Here is an 18,434-nt window from a genome sequence, read left to right as displayed (position 1 = left end):
CGTCCAGACATCGGTTCTCGATGTCTCGCGCTCCCACTTCTTCACTTCCTTCGGCGAAACCCTGGAACGTCCACCCGTCTGAACTCGGTCCGACACGGTTGACCGTCCGCATACCACCAGTCGACGTGCCCGTCGGCACCCAGTTCGACGAGCGACGACGACACGGTCTGATACCGGTCGTGGTGGACGCACGCCCCGTATTCGTGATCGCCAAGCGCCGCGCCGGCCCGGTGTACCCACTCCTCGCCAGTCTCGCCGGACCTGGGTTCCAGGGCGTCGCGAAGGGAATCTGCTGCATCGGCCTGTCGCTGACCGACGGTCTGGCGCTCTTCCGGAATGCTGTACGAACCGTCCATCCCGGTGTTGACGAGGACGTGAACCCCCGGCTCCATCGACTCCTCTCTGAGGACGCCGTCCCACCCGAAGACCGTCGCGTCATCGCCCGATGCGACGAGCAAAGCGAACCCATCGTACTCGGCCTCGGCGGTCTTCTCCCGGACCGTGGTGGCCGCCTCGTCGACGGATTCCGCGCCGAGGACATCCCGTACGAGCAGCCCCCGTGACCGCTCCCCCGCCAGTTCGTCGTTCGTCCATCGATTGGCAACGATGGCGAACAGACCGTGTTCGTTGACGCCCATCCAGGTCCCGCCGGCTCGTTCGTCGAGTGGCATGAGGATTCTCGGGCCGCCCGCCACCACTCGTGGAGGACTCGCGGGTCGGTCCGGCGATTCGTCACGGTTCGCCGCGACGGCCAGCGGTACATCCTCGAACTGCTCCAGGGCGAAGAGGATGGTGCACACGGGACTTGATTCCCACCGCCACGCCTTAAGCGTCCGCGTCCCGGAGAACGGATCGGGCCGCTTCCCGGTCGACCGTCCCCGACGGCGTCCGCGGCAGCGAATCGACGAATCGGATGTCACGGGGCAGTTTGAACCCAGCGAGGCGTGCTTCGAGGAACGAACGTAGGTCGGTCCCGGTAAGCGTCGACGTCGTCACGACGAGCGCCGCGACCCGTTCGCCCCACTCCTCGTCTGGCAACCCGACCACGACCGCGTCCTCGACCGCCCGATGAGCCAGAATCGTCTCGCGAACCTCGCCCGGAACGACGTTCTCGCCACCAGTCACTATCAGTTCGCTCGCCCGGCCAGTGACGTAGAGTCGACCGGCCTCGTCCCGATAGCCCACGTCGCCGGTTCGGAACCAGTCGTCCGCGGGCCGGGGGTCCTCTCCCCAGTAGCCTGGCGAGACCGTCCACCCTGCGACGGCTATTTCTCCCTGCTCGCCGATGGCCGTCGGTTCACCGTCGGGGTCGAGGATGGCGAGGTCGGTGCCGACGAGTGGTCGACCGACGCTATCGGGGGCGGCTTCGAGGTCCGACGGGGTCGCCGTCGTTATCTGGGAGGCCGTCTCCGTCATTCCGTACGTCGGGTGGATCGGTACGCCACGTTCGAGGGCTCGCTCCGCCAGTTCGACGGTCGTCGGCCCGCCACCGACGAGCGCAAACCTCAGCGAATCGGGCAGGTCGTCCTCGTCCAGCAACCGCCTGAGCATCGTCGGCACGAGCGAGACGCCGGTGATGGAGTGGTCCTCGAGCGTCCGGATGACCGCCCCAGGATCGAACCCTCGGCGCACTACCGTCGTCGTCCCGTAGACCATCGTCCGAATCGGTATCGAGAGCCCACCCATGTGGTACATCGGAAGACAGAGGAGCCAGCGGTCGTCCGGAACGACACCGAGACGGAACGCCGAGGCAATTGCACTGGCCAGGACGTTCTGTGCCGTAATTCGCACTGGCTTGGGCTCGCCGGTGGTTCCGGAGGTGAACAGGATGGCGACCGTGTCTTCGAGCGACACCGCTCGTCGGGCGACCGTCCCACTCGTCGTGTCCTCGAGGGACTGCGTCGATACGACCGTTGGCTCGTTGACGCTGACGACGGGCGTTCGACGCGAGGACATCGACGCGTCTCGCTCGGCCGCAGTGACCACGGTGCGTTCGTTCTCTCGGTCGGTGACGAAAAGCACCGGTTCGATCGTTGCCCGCTGGTCGGCGATTTCGGCTGGCGTCAACCGGGCGTTGAACGTGACCAGCGTCGCTCCGAGTCGCTGGACCGCCCACAGAAGCCTGACGAATGTGGGCCGTGTCTCCATGACCACGCCGACCATATCGCCAGGACCCACGCCCAGCGTCTGCAGTCGCCCGGCCAGGACATCCACGTCAGCATCCAGTGCTGCGTACGTCCAGCGCTCGGCGGTCTCGGCATCGACGAGTGCGAGGTCACGAGGGGTCGCCTCACGCCGGATCGTGAGCCAGTCACGCATCGATGGTCACCTCGGTGATGCCGATACCGGGTGCTTGCGGGACGGCTATCCGGCCAGCACTCACGGGCGCCGGGTCAGGGGCCAGATCGGTTTCGAGCATCGACGCAGTGGCCAGCCCCGAGGCGGTTCGTTCCGGGAGACTCGCGGCCAGATGGACGGCGGCCGTTCTCCCTATCGTGCCGTCGATGGTGTTCGAGACGATCACGTCGATGTCGTTCTCGAGGGCTCGCACCGCGATCGCGCGGGCGACGTCCGGTCCCCCGAGCGCCATCGGCTTGAGGACGAGCGCGTCTGCGGCCGCAGTCTCGAAGATCGACTCGGGGGAGGCCTCGAGGAGTGATTCGTCGAGTGCGATCGGGAGTCGGCCCCGCAGATTCCGATGGCCGACGAGGTCGGCCGGTGGCAACGGTTGCTCGACGAGCGCGACGTCGTACTCGCGGAAGCGGTCGATGGCGTCCGTGGCCGTCGCGCGGCCCCAGCTTCCGTTCGCGTCGACGCGGATGGTGACGGTCGTCCCGACTGTCATCCTGACCGATTCCAGCCGGCTGACGTCTCGGTCGAGACTCCCAGCACCGACCTTGATCTTGAGCGTCTGGAACCCCTCGTCGACGGCTGTCCGGGCCGTCTCTGCTGTGGCCGTCGGGTCGCCATCGCCGATGGTCGCCTGAACGGGGAGTCTCTCGACGGCACGTTCGGCACCCAATTCGCGGTAGAGCGGCCGGCCGGCGTGCCGAGCGTCACGGTCGAGCAGGGCCGTCGAGAGTGCGTTACGGGCAGCCGGAGTGCCGGTGACGGATTCGTAGGCTGCTGGAATGTCGCCGTCCTCGACGTGGTCGATGGCCCGGTGGAGCGCCCTTTCACAGGACGATCGGTCCTCGGTGAACCCAGCCAGCGGGGTCGCTTCACCGAAACCCATCGGGTCCGAGCCGGCACGGAGGACCCACCCCCGTCGGCCGTCGATCCGCCCGGCACTCGTCCGGAGTGGCGTCGAGAGCGACAGTTCGAACGGGGTGAGTGACGTCTTCATATCACGACCCCGATGGCGAAGAGCACGGCGTAGATGGCGAGCAGTTTCCCCGTGTCCTCGAGTGCCGGGTTCAGCGCCTCACCCGACGTCTCGGTGCTGACCGTCCGCCAGACCCTGGCGGCGAACGGGAGGCTCAGCAGTGGAAGGAGCGACGTGACCCCATACCCCGCGAGGACGAAGAACCCGGGGACGAGGTACGCCAGTGCCAGCAGCCAGAGGAACTCGAGTCGACTCCCGCGGTAGCCGAGTCGGACGGCGAGCGTGATCTTCCCCGTCGCTCGGTCGGTCTCCAGGTCGCGGACGTTGTTGACGACGAGGATGGCCGTCGAGAGCGCGGCCATCGGGAGGCTGGCGACGAGGACGTCGACGGTGATGGTCCCAGGGGGCATCCAGAGCGGGAACGCGCCGGCGACGAAGGACGCGGCCTGTACGTAGTAGGTGCCGGTGACGGCGATCAGTCCGAAGAAGACGAACACGAACAGGTCTCCGAGACCGTGGTACCCGAAGGGGTACGGGCCGCCGGTGTAGGTGATGCCGGCGAGGATGCTCGCGAGCCCGATGACGACGATCGGAAGCCCGCCGACGACGACCAGGTAGATGCCCACGAGGAAGGCGAGTCCGAACGTCGCTGCGGTGGCCACCTTCACCTGTTCCGGTGGGATCAATCCCGATTGCGTCACGCGGGTGAATCCCTGCCTGTCGTCAGTGTCGGCGCCCTTCACCGCATCGAAATAGTCGTTCGCGAAGTTGGTCGCGATCTGGAGCAACTCGGCACCGACCAGCGCCGCGAGGGCGGGAAGAAGCGCGAAGACCTCCGCGCTGTACGCCATTGCCGTCCCGACGATCACCGGGGATGCGGCCGCGGGGAGCGTCTGTGGCCGGGCTGCCATGAGCCAGGCCTTCGTGCGGTGCTGAACGTCGGTCATCAGTAGTGCCAGGGGAACTCGTCGAATTCCGGGTCCCGCTTCTCGACGAACGCCTCGCGTCCCTCCTTCGCCTCGTCGGTCATGTACGCGAGGCGAGTCGCCTCGCCAGCGAACACCTGCTGGCCGACCATCCCGTCGTCGGTCAGGTTGAAGCCGTACTTGAGCATGCGGATGGCCGTCGGGCTCTTCGACGTGATCTCCGCGGCCCAGTCGAGGGCGACGTCCTCTACTTGTTCGTGCGGGACGGCCTCGTTGACCATTCCCATGTCCGCTGCCTCCTCGGCGTCGTAGGTTTTCCCGAGGAAGAACACCTCACGAGCCTTCTTCTGGCCGATCTGTTTCGCGAGGTAGGCCGACCCGAAGCCAGCGTCGAAACTCGCGACGTCGGGGTCGGTCTGGAGGAACTTCGCGTGCTCCTCGCTCGCGACGGTGAGATCGGTCACGACGTGGAGGCTGTGTCCGCCGCCAACCGCCCATCCGGGCACCGCTGCGATGACCGGTTTCGGGATGTGACGGATGAGTCGCTGGACCTCGAGGATGTGAAGGCGGCCGGTCTTGCCCGGGTCAGCCCCTCCGTCTTCGCCGTCACCGTATTCGTAGCCGGAATCGCCCCTGACGGTCTGGTCGCCTCCCGAGCAGAAGGCCCAGCCGCCGTCCTTGGACGACGGCCCGTTCCCGGTCAGGATGACGGCGCCGACGTCCGTCTGGCGTTTGGCGTGGTCGAGGGCGGTGTAGAGTTCGTCCACGGTCCCCGGACGAAAGGCGTTGCGGACCGCCGGGCGGTCGAAGGCGATCCGGACGGCTCCGACGTCCGTCGCCCGGTGGTAGGTGAGATCCCGGAAATCGAACGCGTCGACAGTCTCCCAGCGTTCCGGGTCGAAGAGTGCAGAAACCATTGCTGAACATGGGTTCCGGCGGCCCCAAATATGTTCCTTTCGGGCCCGGTCAGGCGAGGGACCGAACGACGTCCCGCTTGATGGCCTCCCGCTGGCGGTGACTCCGTTCGGCATCGGTACGCACGGCGATGACGTCGGTCCCCGGCGAATCGAGCGATTCGCGGTAGCTCGACGCGAACGACGCCAGGTCCTCGACCGCGTCGAAGGTCAGGCCGTAGAGGTCCTCGGTCGCCGAGAGGTCGATCCCGTGGGGCGTCTTGAATTGGTCGGTGAACGGTGGGTCGTGGTCCTCGATGGGCAGCATGTGGAAGATGCCGCCGCCGTCGTTGTCGATCACGACGATGGTCGCGGAGCAGTCGAATCTGTCGAGTGCGAGCAGGCCGTTCATGTCGTGGAAATAGCTCAGATCGCCCGTCACGTACACGAGTGGGTCCTCGGTCGCACTGCCCGCCCCCAGCGCCGTACTCGTCGTCCCGTCGATACCGCTCGCTCCTCGATTGCCGACGACGGTGAGGTCCGCGTCCCGTGGACGGCCGAACCGGTCGAGGTCGCGGACTGGCATACTGTTCCCGACGACGAGCGTGGCGGGGTCGGGGGCGTCGGCGACCACCTGCTGGAGATACCGACCTTCCAGCGCATCATCGGCCCGCTCCTCGACGGCCTCCCAGTGCCGTTCTGCGGCCGCGAGGAGCGACTCGTGCCACTCACGGGCCGCGGGCCTGGAGACGCTCTCGGCCAACTGGGTGGCCAGGCGGTTCGGATCGGCGACGACGAGATCCGACGCCGTGAACGTCGCCTCTCGCCACCCTGCCGCAGGGTCCACGACGAACTGACGGCCCCCCGTGTCTGCGAGGAAGGAGCGAAGCGGCTTCGAGGTCGGCGAGGCTCCGAATCGAAAGACGACGTCGGGCAGCGACCAGTTCGCGTACGCGGACTGGTCCAGAAATCCATCGTACGAGCCCAGAATCGTTGCCCGGTGTCGATGGGGACCGTATCTGACCCCGGAGAGCGGGTCGGCGAACACGGGGAATCCGCTCGCCGCAGCGAGATCGGCGATCGCCGTCGCCGACACACCGCGCGTGTCGTCCGGACCGGCGACGATGAGACCCCGGTCGGCACCCTCGATCGCCGCTTCGAGGTCGGACAGTTCATCGTCCGTCACGGTGGGACGACCCACGGTGGGAGCGATGAACGGGCCGTCGCGGCCTCGGGCAGCGAGTCGATGCTCTTTGGCAAACGAGTCTGGAACGTCTCCTGGAACCGCGACCGGTTCGAGGGGCTTTCGGAACGGAACGTTCAGGTGGACGGGACCGGCAGGCGCCCCCTTCGAGGTCGCGAGTGCGCGACTCATTGTGGTCCGCAACGAGCGAAGTTTTCTATCGTCGGGTTCGGGTTCTGGGAGGTCGGTCTGGTCTCTGACTGCCGACCCGTACAACCCCACCTGGTCGATGGTCTGATTGGCGCCGGAGTCACGGAGCTCCGGCGGTCGGTCTGCAGTCAGCAGGATCATCGGTGTCCGAGATTGGTCGCCCTCCACCACGGCGGGATGGAAGTTCGCCGCGGCCGTCCCGGACGTACAGATCAATGGCGTCGGGTCGCCGGTGCGCTTGGCCCGACCGAGCGCGAAGTAGGCCGCTGATCGCTCGTCGGGGTGGTTGTAGACCGTGATTCGGTCGTCTCTGGCGGCCGCCACGGTCAGGGGTGTCGACCGGCTGCCCGGTGCGACCACGACCGCGTCGACACCGCCCTTCGCGAGTTCGTCGACGATTGCCCGTGCCCACAGCGTGTTCCGATTCGGCGCCGTCATCGCAAGGCGTCCAGGATGGGTTCGTATTTCAGTTGTACTTCGTCCCACTCCGCGTGTGGGTTCGAGTCGGCCACGATACCGTTTCCGGCGAACAGCGTCGCCGTCGTCGCCGCGGCGACCGCAGACCGGATGCCGACCGCGAACGTCCCATCGCCCGACTCGTCGAACCACCCGACGGGAGCAGCGTACCAGCCGCGATCGAACGCCTCGGTACGACGGATCGTCTCCAGAGCCACCGACGGTGGAAGGCCGCCGACCGCCGGGGTCGGGTGGAGTGCCTCGACGAGGTCGAGGACGTGCTCGGCTATCGGCGTGGCTTCGACCGGCGTGTAGAGGTGCTGGACCGAGTCGAGTTTCCGAACCGACCGCTCGCCGGGACGGACGTTTCGGGCGACCGGCGCCAACTGATCGTGGATACTCTGGACGACCACCTCGTGTTCGCGCTCGAACTTCTCGTCGGACTCGAGTGTCGCGGTCAGTCTGTCGTCTTCTGCCGGCGTCTCCCCGCGGCCCACGGTACTCGCGAGTGCGCCCGTGAGGAGTGACTCCCCTTGTTTCGTCACGAGACGCTCTGGAGACGCGCCGAAGAACGTGGGTGCAGCGGCCGGTTCCTCGCCAGGTGGCGTGGTGGGATACTCGTCGGCGTCCGGCCTGAACGAGAAGCGAAAGCAGTCGGGATAGGTCTCGCCGAGGCGTTCGAGCGTTCCTGCGAGTGCGAACGGAGCGCCGAGTTCGGCACGGAGCGTCTGTGCCAGCGTCACCTTCTCGATTTCGCCGTTCTCGATCCGTGCCAGGGCGCCGTCGAGCTGGTCGGTCCACTGGTCGTAGGTCGTGGCTCTCGTGGTGGATTCGACCCCGGGTGCAGTCCCGACCGGTCCTGCCGTGAGGACACCATCGCGAATGGAGTCAGCTAGCGTATCCAACTCCGTCGTCGTCCGATCGCTCGCATCCGCCGTCACCGTGATCCACCCACCGTCGTCTCCAAGGACGACCTGGACCTTCGGGAGGACGAACCACGCGCCGGGGAACTCCTGCCAGGGTGTGACCCGGTCGTGTCTATCGTGGAAGGCGAATCCACCGATGAACCGCGGCCGGGCCTCCCGTGCGACGTCTGTCGTGTCGAGTGTGTCGAACGCATTCGCTCCTCGGTCTCGTATCGTCGCGAATCGGTCCGACCCGTCCGTCGCGACCGTCGTCGCTGCGCCGCTGGCGACCAGGGTCCGTTCACCCGGGGCGGTCCAGGCTGCGTGTATCGGTCGGTCCATTCGAAGGACGTCACGGAGCGGCGTCGGCGGGATGGACACCGACCGACTGACGAGTCGAGCCGCCGTCTGCGTCGTTTCCTGCCCGTCGCGCGATGCCATTAGTTCACCGGAAGGGGAGCGGCGCCTTTACGCTAACTGTATCGGTCTTCGGCCCAGGGGTCGGCGGTCACCGAGTAGCCCCGCTTCTCCCAGTACCCACGACGGGGTTCGGTTAGAAATTCGACCCCGGTGATCCACTTCGCACCCTTGTAGGCGTACTTGTGTGGGGTGACGACTCGAAGCGGCCCGCCGTGGGCCGGTTCCAGTGGCTCGCCGTCCTCGTTCCAGGCGAACAGCACCTCGTCCCGAAGGCAGTCCGCAAGCGGGAGATCCGTCGTGTACCCGTCTCGTGCGTGGAACAGGACGTGGACCGCATCGTCGTGGACACCGACGCTGTTCGCGAGCTCGGTGAAGGGGATGCCGGTGAAGACACAGTCGAGTTTGCTCCAGCCGGTGACGCAGTGAAAATCCTGGCGCTGGGACTCGCTGGGGAGCGCCTTGAATTCCTTTAGGGAGAGTGTCAGTTCGTCGTCGACGGCACCCCACACCTCGAACTGCCAGGACCGCTCGTCGACCGACGGCGTCCCATCCATGGAGAAGATGAGGAAATCGTCGGTGCGCCGTTGTCCCGGCGGCAGCCGTTCGTCGCCGAACTCCGTGTAGAGGTCCGTTACGTCCCGAACGGTCATGTTCACGGGTACGTCGCGAGTCACTTCCGACTGCCGATTCTCACGTGCGTTAATCATCCGCTGTTCTCGAACGAACAAATTCTCCCCACAGGTCGACTGTGGTTCTCGAAGTCGATATTTCACCCCGTCAGGCTTAAGACGGGAGGGGGCCAACCCCCGACCGTTAAATGCCCACGGTGGAAGTCAACATCCCCGACCACATCGAGATGCAGATTGCCCAGTTCGTCGAACAAGGAGAGTTCGTCAGCCAGGAGGAGGCCGTCGAACAGTTGCTGTCGGCCGGCATCCGTGCCTACAAGACGAGTGGCCCCGTCGACGAGGACGGTTCCCTCGAGGACGAGGGGATGATGGGACACGACGACGAATACGTCTTCTGAGGCGTTCGTCCGCCGTATGTGACCCGATCCCCTTCACTCGCGGTCCGTCACACCGCCCCTTCTCCGGATCGCGATGCAGGCCGTCACGGTGACGTGTCCCAGTCGCGGCTGCATTTCTGGCCCAATTCGAGGCAGCTATCGCGTGGCCAGGTCGGCACTACACAGTTCTACAGCGGTGCAGGGCTGTTGCGTGCGAGGTACTGGCGGACAACACTTAAACCTCGATGTTCCCTACGAATACCCAACATGCACAAGGACGAACTCCTCGACCTGCACGAGGAGATGGTTTCAATCAAAGACCAGTTCCTCGAGTTCGACCACATCTCGGCGTCGGATTTCGATTCGTACGAACAGCTCGATGTCGACCCGAGTCACGTCCACAAATCGAAGAGCGAACACAAACACGCCGTCTTCGTGCTCGGCAACGCCATCGCGGCGGCGATGAGCGAAGACGAGTTCTCGAGTGCGGGTCGCATCAGCAAGCGCATGTCGGAACTCGCCGACGACGCGTCACAGAAGCTGTAAGGTCCACCTCGAGATCAGACAACGTCGCGATGCCGAGACGCCGCTCGACGGTCGCCTGTCAGACAGCACCCGGAAAGTCTTTTACGGCCAACTGACGTTCGGTCGCGTATGCAATCACGCACGGTCGAGCAGGTCGAGTCCTGGGACGCTCGACCGTTCTCTGGGGGGGTTCGCGAGCTCCACGAACTCGCGGACGACGACTTCTCCGGAACGGTCATCGGCGACGACACCTGGGCGTTCTTCTTGAACGGTCGGGTCATCGGCGTCTTCCAGGGCGATATCGAGGACCTTCGAGAGACGAATGGGACCGTCTACACGGCACCGGATCCGTCATTGCCGCTCCTGTTCACCATGCAGGAGCGCGGCGGGAAGACACAGGCGAAGTACTTCACCAACGACACGTCGATCGAATCTGCAGACGCGACGCTACGTGACGCGAACTTCACCGGCTATCTCGAACTCTCCGAGAACGTTTTGAGCGGGGATTACTACGTCACCTATTACGGAGGGAAGTCGATGAGCACCGCGTTCATCGGGCAGAACGAACGTCTTGAGGTCGGAGACGAGGCGTTCGAGATGGCGAACGACGAAGTCGGGGTCTTCGAGGTGCGGAAGGTTTCGATGACTATCACCGAACTCCCACCCCTCCCGGACACGGACGAGTCCTCCTCGACCGGGAGCGGCGTCGCCGAGGTCGGACGTGCTGGCACTGCCACCGCGTCCACGCCGTCTGACGAACCGGAAGACGAGCACAGAACTGCGGACGACGATACCGAGAAAGCGGACCACGCACCCACACAGCCCGAACAGGCAGACTCGTCGGGGAGCCCGGTGACAGTCGAGGAAGCGGAACCAGCCGACGACGCCGCTGCAGAGGCGGCGGAGTCAGACGAGGATCCGGCCGGACCGCCGACTTCCCATGAATCGACCGCGGACGCTGAGACGGCGACCGCAGAACAACCGACCGCAGACATCGATTCCGTGGACTCAGACGAGCCCTCTGCGGAGACCACACGGACGGAGGAGCGGTCGTCAGGGACCGAGCAGATCGAATCCACGACTGCCGATTCCGAACCGTCGGCGCCAGGAGTACAGGAATCGCAGGTGGACGGTGTCGAATCGGCGGACTCCGAACCGATGACGGACCACGAACGCGCAGTGCGGGAGTGGGCCGCAAAGGATCGATCGGAGCGCGAGGAAGAAACGAACCAGAACCTCTTCCGAGAGGAGGCGCAATGGCGGAAGACGAAATCGATTCCGGCCCTCGACCCCGAAGAGAGCGCCACAGCCCAACCGCCCGGCGGGGAGACGGGTGGTCGTCGAGCGGCAAAGACGGGGTCGTCGACGACTCGCGCTAAAGAGAGCGGGCGGTCCAGGACGAAAGGTGCCGACTCGACACAGACCCGCGCACCGGATTCATCCGCAACCGCCGCCGAGTCGACGCCATCGAACGAAGCGAATCCGGCCCAACTCGAGCAACTCGAAGCTGCCGTCGAGAAGCGTGACCGTCGTATCGAGACGCTGGAATCCGAGCTATCAGCGGCGGAGTCGGAACGGGAGGAACTCGACGCGTCGGTCGCCGAACTTCGCGAAGAACGCGCCGAACTCCAAAATCGTCTCGAGACCCTCGAGTCGAAACTCGAGTCTGCCGAGCAGGGGGGTTCGGCGGCAACTGTGCCAAGTGACACCGATATCACCCCGGAAGATGCACTGGCTGGAACGAATCTCTTCATCAGATACGATTCCAAAGGCAAGGCGACCCTCGATTCGCTGGCGGATTCGTCCGTCGACCCCGAGGCGGTGAACGAGAACCTCCGACTCGACCATCACACGCAGTTCGACGCGGAAGAAACGACCGTCGAGGGGACGCCCTTCCAGCGGTTCCTCCACGATTCGAGTCGATACCGGTTCGTCGATTGGCTGGTCAGGGAACTACCCTACGAACTGGTGGATTCGGGGGCCACCTCCGGTCTGCAAGACGTCTACGACGCCGTTCCGGCGTTCGACCGCGTCGAGTTCGGTGGAACCGTGGACGTCGAATCGGAGTCCGGTGAGACCGCGACGCACGCGTTCGACGTCGTCATTCGCGACCGGATGGGCGAACCACTCGTCGTCGCCGATATGAACGATTCGCGCGATCCGGTCCCGGAGGATTCGATGGACCGTCTGGTCACGGGAGCGACGGACCTGGGTGAGACCGTCGAATCACTCGCCGGTGCGTTCTACGTGACGGCGAGTTACTTCGAACCAGGGGCCCTCGAACGCGCCCAGGCCGCCGCCAGTGCGGGCGGGTTCTTCAGTCGGAGTGACAGACAGAGCTACGTGAAGGTGTCGAGAAAGAACGGGTATCATCTCTGTCTGGTCGAGGACCGCCGAGACGCGTTCCACCTGACCGTTCCCGAACTGTAATCACTCGGCTTCGGTCGGTACCGAATCGATCTTCATCTCGTCGAGTTTGTCGATGATCTCGTTGATCTTACCACCGAGGTCGTCGACGAACTCGGAGGTTCTGTCGGTGGTGATCGCTCCCTGGCTGGAGGGCTCGATGAGATTTTCTTCTTCGAGGACGCGGAGGGAGTAGCGGACCTTGTGATGGGGGTAGCCCGTCTCGTTGGACATCTTGACGATCCCGATGGGTTCGTTCTCGATGACCATCTTTAGGACCTGCAGATGTCGCTCCAACATATCCACTTCCTTCTCAAGCCTATCTATCATGGCATTTGTTAACTTGTCATTCCACGCTTTAAAGGTTGTCCTCGGCAGACGGGACGAGAGATACAGATATGATGGTTCTTCGAGCAGCCCTATAATCTTTGTGGCGTCGGGCGGCCCCGTCTCCCATTCGGGACGCCCGAACGGAACCGATCTCGAGCCCGGGTCGTACCGATCCCGCAATCGGCCGGGTTCGTATTGCCACCATCGGCAGGCTCGGCGTGCGGCCACCCTGTCTCGATGCCAGGATCGCTGGTCGCGTTGCGCGTATCGTAATCTGTTTAGCCTGGGCGAGGGAACGCTCACACATGACCGTCACCATCGTGGGTGCGCAGCTAGGCGACGAAGGCAAGGGGGGAATCGTCGACCTCTACGGCGATCACGCCGACGTCGTCGCTCGATACCAGGGCGGGGACAACGCCGGACATACCGTCGTTCTGGACGGCGACGAATACAAACTCTCGCTCGTTCCGAGCGGAGCCGTGCGGGGAAAGACCGGCGTCCTCGGCAACGGCGTCGTCATCAACCCCCGGACGCTCTTCGACGAGATCGACGCTCTCAAAGAACGAGGCCTGGACCCCGACGTCCGGGTTGCTCGCCGTGCGCACGTCATTATGCCGTATCATCGCCTGCTCGACGGTATCGAGGAGGAGGCAAAGAGCGACTCCGACCTCGATGCTGGCACTACGGGCCGGGGCATCGGCCCCACCTACGAGGACAAGGTCGGTCGTCGAGGGATCCGGATCGGCGACCTCCTCGACCACGAGGTTCTCCGCGAGCGCCTGGAGTACGTGGTTCCCCAGAAGCGTGCCATCTACGAGGACGTCTACGGAAAGACCGCCGGGGAGGAGTTCGACGTCGAGGCACTGTTCGAGGAGTACAGCGCCATCGGTGACCGCATCCGCTCAGCGGAGATGGACGTGAACGCAGGGGAGTTCCTGGCCGAGCACCTACACGACGGGGACAACGTGATGCTCGAGGGTGCACAGGGAACGTCACTCGATATCGACCACGGCATCTATCCGTTCGTGACGTCGTCGAATCCGACCGCTGGCTACGCTGCGACCGGCACCGGTCTCGGGGTAACTGACGTCGGACGGGGGGAGGTCATCGGGATCGTGAAAGCCTATCTCTCACGGGTCGGGACGGGCCCGCTTCCAACCGAACTCGACGGTGAACTCGCGGAGTACATCCGCGAGGAAGGTGGCGAATACGGGACGGTTACGGGGCGGCCGCGCCGTGTCGGCTGGCTCGACCTACCGATGCTTCGCCACGCGGCCCGTGCGAGTGGGTTCACCGGTATCGCGATCAACCACCTCGACGTCATCGCCGGCCTCGACGAAGTGAAGGTCGGACACGCCTACGAACTCGACGGCGACACCATCGAAACGATGCCGGCCACGACCGAACGCTGGGGCGACTGCGATCCGGTCTATCGGACTTTCGACGGCTGGCCCGAGGTCGACTGGGACGAGATCGCCGCGGAAGGGTACGACGCCCTTCCGGCGGCCGCACAGGAATACGTCGAGTACGTCGAGACGGAGGTCGGTGTACCGGCATACGCACTCAGCATCGGTCCCGGTCGCGAACAGTCGATCGTCCGAACGAATCCGTTCGCCTGATCGTTCGCTGACCCGGACCGGGTTTCCAGACCGACCACGACCCAGCACCTTTTTTGGCACCGGCCACGAGAATCCACACAGGTGACGAACACGTGAAAGAAGACCTGATGGATATCATCTGCTGCCCGCTCGACAAACACGAACTGGAGTTGACCGTCGAAGAGGAGACCGACGGGGACATCGTCTCGGGAACGCTCACCTGCACGGACTGTGGGGAGGTCTATCCGATCGAGGACGGTATTCCGAACCTCCTTCCGCCGGACATGCGTGACGACGTCGCGGCCTGAACCTTTTTCTCACGGCTCTTCGAAATGACACGTATGCGACCGACCCTTCGCGTCCACGTGAACAGAGCCGGTCCGAGAAGCGTGGAACCGGAGGACCACTCCTTCGACGTCGACGGGCCGTTCGACCTCGTCCTCGACAATCACGGCCAACCGACACACGTCCACGTCCACCTCGACGACGCACTCGCCGGCGTCACCGATATTGGCGACGCGAACTGGTTCGTCGATCAAGATGCCGCCGAGACCATCCCGGTCGGGGTCGAATCGATCGACCCCGTCGATGGGTTGCTCGAAGTGGCCACGGGGTATGGCGCGGAGCGGTCGGGTGTCGAGGTTCACGTCGCCGCTGGCAGCGGTGGCGTCGAGGTCGACGACGAGTTGGGCAAGATCCAGCCCGATACCGAACCCGAGTCGACGACGACCAGTACGTACGCCATCGCCGCCGCGTTCGTCCTCATCGGCATCGTCGTCGCGATCGGAATCACGCTCTTGCTCGACGAACTCGCGGCCGTTGCCTTCGGCCTCCTCACCGTTACCGTCGCCGTCGCCATTTCGCTCTACCTGTTGCTCGCCAGCTGAGTCGTCTCGAACCGTTTTTCTCGTCGCCGGCCCGAATCGCTCGTATGTCATCGCTGGCAGCGGCGACGCGGGAAGCGGTCGATGCCCATCCCTTCGTCCGAGATGGCCTGCGGGCGGGTGTCGTGAATTTCTCTGCTGCGGCCCGATTCCTCGACGTCGAGGGTGGGGACGAGGCCATCGCCACGGCGCTGCGTCGGTACGCCGAGGAGTTGCCCGAGATCGAATCCCGGGACGGTAGCGTGCGTGTGACGATGCAGAGCGGCATCGGGAGCGGCGATGGATCGGTACTCGCCGTCGGGGGGATCTCCTTCGCGGCGGACGCTGGTTCCTTGACGGCGATACAGGCTCACGGTGACGTCGATGCCCGCCTTCTCGCGACGGTGGCGACCAGACTCGCGGATGCGTCGGTCGGGGTCGAGGGTGTCGGGTTGACGGGCAGTTCGCTGGTGGTCGTGGTCGAGCGACGGGATGGGACCACCGCGCTCACCATTGTGGAAGACGCTGCGGACGGTTTCCGATAACGACGGATTCCGTGCGTTTCGACGCATTATAAAACGGTGGCTCGTGTACGGCTACCCGATGACGCTCACCGTGACGAACACCTTGACGGGGGAGCGCGAACCGTTCGAGCCCCAGGATCCCGATTCGGTCCTCCTCTACTTCTGTGGACTGACGGTCTCGGACGACGCTCACCTCGGTCACGCTCGCGCCTGGGTCCACGTCGACGTGATGCATCGCTGGCTGGATCACCTGGGATACGACGTCCGACACGTCGAGAACTTCACCGACGTGAACGAGAAGATCGTCGCGCGGATCGGCCAGGACGAGTTCGGTGAGACCGAGACCGCGGTCGCGACCCACTTCATCACCTCGGTGATCGAGGACATGCGGAGTCTCAATCTCCTCCGGGCCGACGTCTACCCTCGGGTCTCCGAACATGTGCCGGAGATCCAGTCGCTCATCGAGACGTTGCTCGAACGTGGCTACGCCTACGAGGCGAACGGATCGGTCTACTTCGACGTCACGGCCTTCGAGGACTACGGCAAACTCTCGAACCAGCAGATCGAGGCGATGGAGGCCCAGGGATCCGAAGACGAACTCGCCGAGAAACGCCATCCCCAGGATTTCGCCCTCTGGAAGGCCGACGGCGTGTCGCCAGACGCCATCGCCGAACACCGCGACGGTGGTCTGCCGGACCCCGCGGTGGCTCCGGAGGGACAGACCTGGGAGTCCCCATGGGGTGAGGGACGCCCGGGGTGGCACATCGAGTGTTCGGCGATGAGTATGGCTCATCTCGACGATTCCATCGACGTCCACGTGGGCGGTCAGGACCTCGTGTTCCCCCACCACGAGAACGAGATCGCGCAGAGCGAGGCAGCGACCGGCAAACAGTTCGCGAAGTACTGGATGCACGTCAGACTGCTCGAGACCGGTGGGGAGAAGATGAGCACGAGCCTCCAGAACTTCTTCACGGTCTCGACTGCCATCGAGGAGTTCGGTGTCAACGCCATCCGGATGTTCCTCGTCTCGACGGCGTACAACCGTCGGCAAACGTACTCCGAGGAGACGCTCGCCGAGGCGGTCGAACGGTGGGAAACACTGGAGCGAGCGTACGATCGAGCGGTGGGGGCCTGTGATAGCCCCGACGCGTATGCCACCGAGACGGACGGGGCCCTTCGCGATGCCATCGACGAGGCCCGGACCTCGTTCCGCGAGGCGATGAACGACGACTTCAACACCCGGCGCGCGGTCACGGCCTTGCTGGAACTCGCCAGCGCGCTCAATACCCACGTCGACGAGCACGAACGGTACGACTACCGTGCAGTGAACGAGACCATCGAGGCGTTCGAGGACCTCGGTGGTGCCGTTCTCGGGTTCGTCTTCGGCGATAGCGAGCCGACTGGAGAGGCGGGGCTCGCCCAGGAGGTCGTTCAACTCGTGCTCGACGTGCGCGAGGCCGAACGCGAACGTGGTAACTACGAGCGGGCCGACGAACTCCGCGACGAACTCGAAGCCCTCGGGATCGAGGTCCAGGACACCGACGACGGTCCGAAAGCTCGGTTCTAACCCCGAGGAACTGTTCTTACCCGACGATTCCCCGCAGCGCGATCGGAACGAGCAACACCCCCATCAGGTGGACTCGTCTGGCCCCGAAATGTACGGGGAACAGGCCGACGGCACTCGCGATCCCAAGTATCCCGATGCCCGGGACTCCGGTGAACAACCCGACGAGGACGGCGAGCAGGAGTGCGACGGCGACCGATAGCCGCCGCGGATCGACCGATCCGACCAGAGAGAGATACCGGTCTCCCAGGACGGGGACCAGGACGAACGAGACCGCGGCCGCGATGACGATAGACGCGAGGACCAGGGGCAGGTTCACCGGGAGTTCTGCGCGCTCGATCGCGACCAGCACGCCGGTTCTCGGCGTTCCAAGGGCGACGAGGGCGAACAGGGCGAATATCGTATTCGAGGTGTTCACACCGCTCACCGTCGCGACGAACGCCCTGTCACCGGACGTCGTCGGCAGGACGGAGAAGGCCATGGCCGCCGCGACCGCGGCGGAGACGCCCGGTAGATAGGCGACCAGCGACCCCGAGAGGGCACCGACCATCCCCCAGCCAAGCGTCTCCTCGGAGGACGCGGCCACCGTCGGGCCGCCCTGTGGCGGCACACCGGCACCACCGTACGCGTGGACGAGGATCGGGATACCGAACAGTCCCGACAGCAACGGTAACAGCGTGTCGCCGCCCGGAACGAGGCCGCCGGTCGTCACGTCGAGAAACGCGATTCCGAGCAGTCCGCTCGCGCCGAGTGAGAGGGCCCCACCGACCGTCGCCCGATATCCGTGTTCGGTGACGACGAGGAACAGTGCGATGGCGCCGATGGCGGCGGGGATCCAGCTATCCAGGGTCGTGACGACCGAGCGCATCACGTAGGTCACCGGTATTCCGAGCACCGCCGCTGTCGCGATGGCACTGGCACTTCCCACGGCCGAGATGCGGAGTGCCTCCCGACCGCGACCGCCCATCACGAGTCGGTGTCCAGGGAGCGCGCTGACTGCCATGGCTGCATCCGGGACACCGATCGCCAGGGTCGGGACGACGTCGAGGAACGAGTGGGTCACGCCCGCGGAGAGCATGCTCGCGCCGAGGAGATGTGGCGGTGCGGGGATGGTGGGGGCCAGAGACGCCATGATGACGGCGACGGTGTTGACGTGAAGCCCGGGCGTCAACCCGCTCACCGTCCCCAGGGCGATACCGCCGCCGACGAACGCGAGCGCGAGCGCTGCCGATTCGGGATCGGCGAGGATTCTGACGCCGATGACCTCCATCGCTGCGAGGTGGGCGTGTCACCGTATTTG

Annotated in this window: 18 protein-coding genes; 8 read left to right on the top strand and 10 right to left on the bottom strand. The window is 65.0% G+C overall.

What is annotated here, in order from left to right; all coding sequences use genetic code 11:
• Nucleotides 1–41: 41 nt before the first annotated feature.
• Genes HSRCO_RS08240 through HSRCO_RS08205 form a run of 8 tightly spaced genes read right to left on the bottom strand, consistent with a single transcriptional unit; the run spans nucleotide 42 to nucleotide 8,968 of the window.
• The gene (locus HSRCO_RS08240) at nucleotides 42–800 is read right to left on the bottom strand and encodes an NRDE family protein (RefSeq protein ID WP_259517153.1); all 759 of its coding nucleotides are present in this window, start codon (nucleotides 798–800) and stop codon (nucleotides 42–44) included.
• 25 nt (nucleotides 801–825) lie between these two features.
• Nucleotides 826–2,319 (bottom strand): o-succinylbenzoate--CoA ligase, encoded by a 1,494-nt coding sequence (menE, locus tag HSRCO_RS08235; RefSeq protein ID WP_259517151.1) that lies wholly within the window; start codon nucleotides 2,317–2,319, stop codon nucleotides 826–828.
• Nucleotides 2,312–3,346, bottom strand: a complete 1,035-nt coding sequence (locus tag HSRCO_RS08230; RefSeq protein ID WP_259517150.1) for a mandelate racemase/muconate lactonizing enzyme family protein — start codon at nucleotides 3,344–3,346, stop codon at nucleotides 2,312–2,314. The genes menE and HSRCO_RS08230 overlap by 8 nt, the downstream gene beginning before the upstream one ends.
• Nucleotides 3,343–4,272, bottom strand: coding sequence for a 1,4-dihydroxy-2-naphthoate polyprenyltransferase (locus HSRCO_RS08225; RefSeq protein ID WP_259517148.1), 930 nt, complete (start codon nucleotides 4,270–4,272; stop codon nucleotides 3,343–3,345). The genes HSRCO_RS08230 and HSRCO_RS08225 overlap by 4 nt, the downstream gene beginning before the upstream one ends.
• Nucleotides 4,272–5,168 carry a 1,4-dihydroxy-2-naphthoyl-CoA synthase gene (locus tag HSRCO_RS08220; RefSeq protein WP_259517147.1) on the bottom strand — a complete coding sequence of 299 codons (897 nt, stop codon included), beginning with the start codon at nucleotides 5,166–5,168 and terminating at the stop codon, nucleotides 4,272–4,274. Before HSRCO_RS08220 ends, HSRCO_RS08225 begins: the two co-directional genes overlap by 1 nt.
• A gap of 49 nt (nucleotides 5,169–5,217) precedes the next feature.
• The gene (menD, locus tag HSRCO_RS08215; RefSeq protein ID WP_259517146.1) at nucleotides 5,218–6,975 is read right to left on the bottom strand and encodes a 2-succinyl-5-enolpyruvyl-6-hydroxy-3-cyclohexene-1-carboxylic-acid synthase; all 1,758 of its coding nucleotides are present in this window, start codon (nucleotides 6,973–6,975) and stop codon (nucleotides 5,218–5,220) included.
• Entirely contained in the window at nucleotides 6,972–8,339 is a 1,368-nt protein-coding gene (locus HSRCO_RS08210) for an isochorismate synthase MenF (protein WP_259517145.1), read from the bottom strand. The genes menD and HSRCO_RS08210 overlap by 4 nt, the downstream gene beginning before the upstream one ends.
• 32 nt (nucleotides 8,340–8,371) lie before the next feature.
• Entirely contained in the window at nucleotides 8,372–8,968 is a 597-nt protein-coding gene (locus HSRCO_RS08205) for a molybdopterin-dependent oxidoreductase (protein ID WP_259519786.1), read from the bottom strand.
• Between the two features lie 167 nt (nucleotides 8,969–9,135).
• Between HSRCO_RS08205 and HSRCO_RS08200 the strand changes: the two genes are divergently transcribed.
• From HSRCO_RS08200 to HSRCO_RS08190, 3 genes are all read left to right on the top strand, one after another.
• A complete protein-coding gene (locus HSRCO_RS08200) occupies nucleotides 9,136–9,345 on the top strand; it encodes a cell surface protein (protein WP_259517144.1) in 210 nt (69 codons plus the stop codon).
• Nucleotides 9,346–9,591: 246 nt separating this feature from the next.
• Entirely contained in the window at nucleotides 9,592–9,870 is a 279-nt protein-coding gene (locus tag HSRCO_RS08195; RefSeq protein ID WP_259517143.1) for a UPF0058 family protein, read from the top strand.
• 108 nt (nucleotides 9,871–9,978) lie between these two features.
• Complete coding sequence (locus tag HSRCO_RS08190; protein WP_259517142.1) at nucleotides 9,979–12,279, top strand: hypothetical protein; 2,301 nt, start codon at nucleotides 9,979–9,981, stop codon at nucleotides 12,277–12,279.
• Here the strand turns inward: HSRCO_RS08190 and HSRCO_RS08185 are convergent, their stop codons facing one another.
• A complete protein-coding gene (locus HSRCO_RS08185; RefSeq protein ID WP_259517141.1) occupies nucleotides 12,280–12,585 on the bottom strand; it encodes a hypothetical protein in 306 nt (101 codons plus the stop codon).
• Nucleotides 12,586–12,890: 305 nt separating this feature from the next.
• On the opposite strand from HSRCO_RS08185, the gene HSRCO_RS08180 reads away from it, so the two are divergent.
• The 5 genes from HSRCO_RS08180 to cysS all read left to right on the top strand — a co-directional run bounded on the left by HSRCO_RS08180 (nucleotide 12,891) and on the right by cysS (nucleotide 17,137).
• Complete coding sequence (locus HSRCO_RS08180) at nucleotides 12,891–14,204, top strand: adenylosuccinate synthase (protein WP_259517140.1); 1,314 nt, start codon at nucleotides 12,891–12,893, stop codon at nucleotides 14,202–14,204.
• A 92-nt stretch (nucleotides 14,205–14,296) separates the two neighbouring features.
• Nucleotides 14,297–14,491 (top strand): methytransferase partner Trm112, encoded by a 195-nt coding sequence (locus HSRCO_RS08175; protein WP_259517139.1) that lies wholly within the window; start codon nucleotides 14,297–14,299, stop codon nucleotides 14,489–14,491.
• 33 nt (nucleotides 14,492–14,524) lie between these two features.
• Nucleotides 14,525–15,070, top strand: coding sequence for a hypothetical protein (locus HSRCO_RS08170; protein WP_259517138.1), 546 nt, complete (start codon nucleotides 14,525–14,527; stop codon nucleotides 15,068–15,070).
• 44 nt (nucleotides 15,071–15,114) lie between these two features.
• Nucleotides 15,115–15,591, top strand: coding sequence for a hypothetical protein (locus tag HSRCO_RS08165; protein ID WP_259517137.1), 477 nt, complete (start codon nucleotides 15,115–15,117; stop codon nucleotides 15,589–15,591).
• A 58-nt stretch (nucleotides 15,592–15,649) separates the two neighbouring features.
• Nucleotides 15,650–17,137, top strand: coding sequence for a cysteine--tRNA ligase (gene cysS / locus HSRCO_RS08160; RefSeq protein WP_259517135.1), 1,488 nt, complete (start codon nucleotides 15,650–15,652; stop codon nucleotides 17,135–17,137).
• A 16-nt stretch (nucleotides 17,138–17,153) separates the two neighbouring features.
• Here the strand turns inward: cysS and HSRCO_RS08155 are convergent, their stop codons facing one another.
• The gene (locus HSRCO_RS08155) at nucleotides 17,154–18,404 is read right to left on the bottom strand and encodes a tripartite tricarboxylate transporter permease (protein ID WP_259517134.1); all 1,251 of its coding nucleotides are present in this window, start codon (nucleotides 18,402–18,404) and stop codon (nucleotides 17,154–17,156) included.
• Nucleotides 18,405–18,434 lie beyond the last annotated feature (30 nt).

The organism is Halanaeroarchaeum sp. HSR-CO (assembly GCF_024972755.1).
Lineage (GTDB): Archaea > Halobacteriota > Halobacteria > Halobacteriales > Halobacteriaceae > Halanaeroarchaeum.
Note: the sequence above shows the minus strand (reverse complement) of the source record. Positions and strands in the feature narration are given on the sequence as shown.

What these genes read in the sequence shown, in the direction of transcription:
- HSRCO_RS08205 (WP_259519786.1), bottom strand. Translation starts at nt 8,968, where the DNA reads ATGACCGTTCGGGACGTAACGGACCTCTACACGGAGTTCGGCGACGAA.
- HSRCO_RS08220 (WP_259517147.1), bottom strand. Translation starts at nt 5,168, where the DNA reads ATGGTTTCTGCACTCTTCGACCCGGAACGCTGGGAGACTGTCGACGCG.
- HSRCO_RS08195 (WP_259517143.1), top strand. Translation starts at nt 9,592, where the DNA reads ATGCACAAGGACGAACTCCTCGACCTGCACGAGGAGATGGTTTCAATC.
- menD (WP_259517146.1), bottom strand. Translation starts at nt 6,975, where the DNA reads ATGACGGCGCCGAATCGGAACACGCTGTGGGCACGGGCAATCGTCGAC.
- cysS (WP_259517135.1), top strand. Translation starts at nt 15,650, where the DNA reads ATGACGCTCACCGTGACGAACACCTTGACGGGGGAGCGCGAACCGTTC.
- HSRCO_RS08185 (WP_259517141.1), bottom strand. Translation starts at nt 12,585, where the DNA reads ATGATAGATAGGCTTGAGAAGGAAGTGGATATGTTGGAGCGACATCTG.
- HSRCO_RS08200 (WP_259517144.1), top strand. Translation starts at nt 9,136, where the DNA reads ATGCCCACGGTGGAAGTCAACATCCCCGACCACATCGAGATGCAGATT.
- HSRCO_RS08230 (WP_259517150.1), bottom strand. Translation starts at nt 3,346, where the DNA reads ATGAAGACGTCACTCACCCCGTTCGAACTGTCGCTCTCGACGCCACTC.
- HSRCO_RS08180 (WP_259517140.1), top strand. Translation starts at nt 12,891, where the DNA reads ATGACCGTCACCATCGTGGGTGCGCAGCTAGGCGACGAAGGCAAGGGG.
- HSRCO_RS08165 (WP_259517137.1), top strand. Translation starts at nt 15,115, where the DNA reads ATGTCATCGCTGGCAGCGGCGACGCGGGAAGCGGTCGATGCCCATCCC.
- menE (WP_259517151.1), bottom strand. Translation starts at nt 2,319, where the DNA reads ATGCGTGACTGGCTCACGATCCGGCGTGAGGCGACCCCTCGTGACCTC.
- HSRCO_RS08155 (WP_259517134.1), bottom strand. Translation starts at nt 18,404, where the DNA reads ATGGAGGTCATCGGCGTCAGAATCCTCGCCGATCCCGAATCGGCAGCG.
- HSRCO_RS08225 (WP_259517148.1), bottom strand. Translation starts at nt 4,272, where the DNA reads ATGACCGACGTTCAGCACCGCACGAAGGCCTGGCTCATGGCAGCCCGG.
- HSRCO_RS08210 (WP_259517145.1), bottom strand. Translation starts at nt 8,339, where the DNA reads ATGGCATCGCGCGACGGGCAGGAAACGACGCAGACGGCGGCTCGACTC.
- HSRCO_RS08170 (WP_259517138.1), top strand. Translation starts at nt 14,525, where the DNA reads ATGCGACCGACCCTTCGCGTCCACGTGAACAGAGCCGGTCCGAGAAGC.
- HSRCO_RS08190 (WP_259517142.1), top strand. Translation starts at nt 9,979, where the DNA reads ATGCAATCACGCACGGTCGAGCAGGTCGAGTCCTGGGACGCTCGACCG.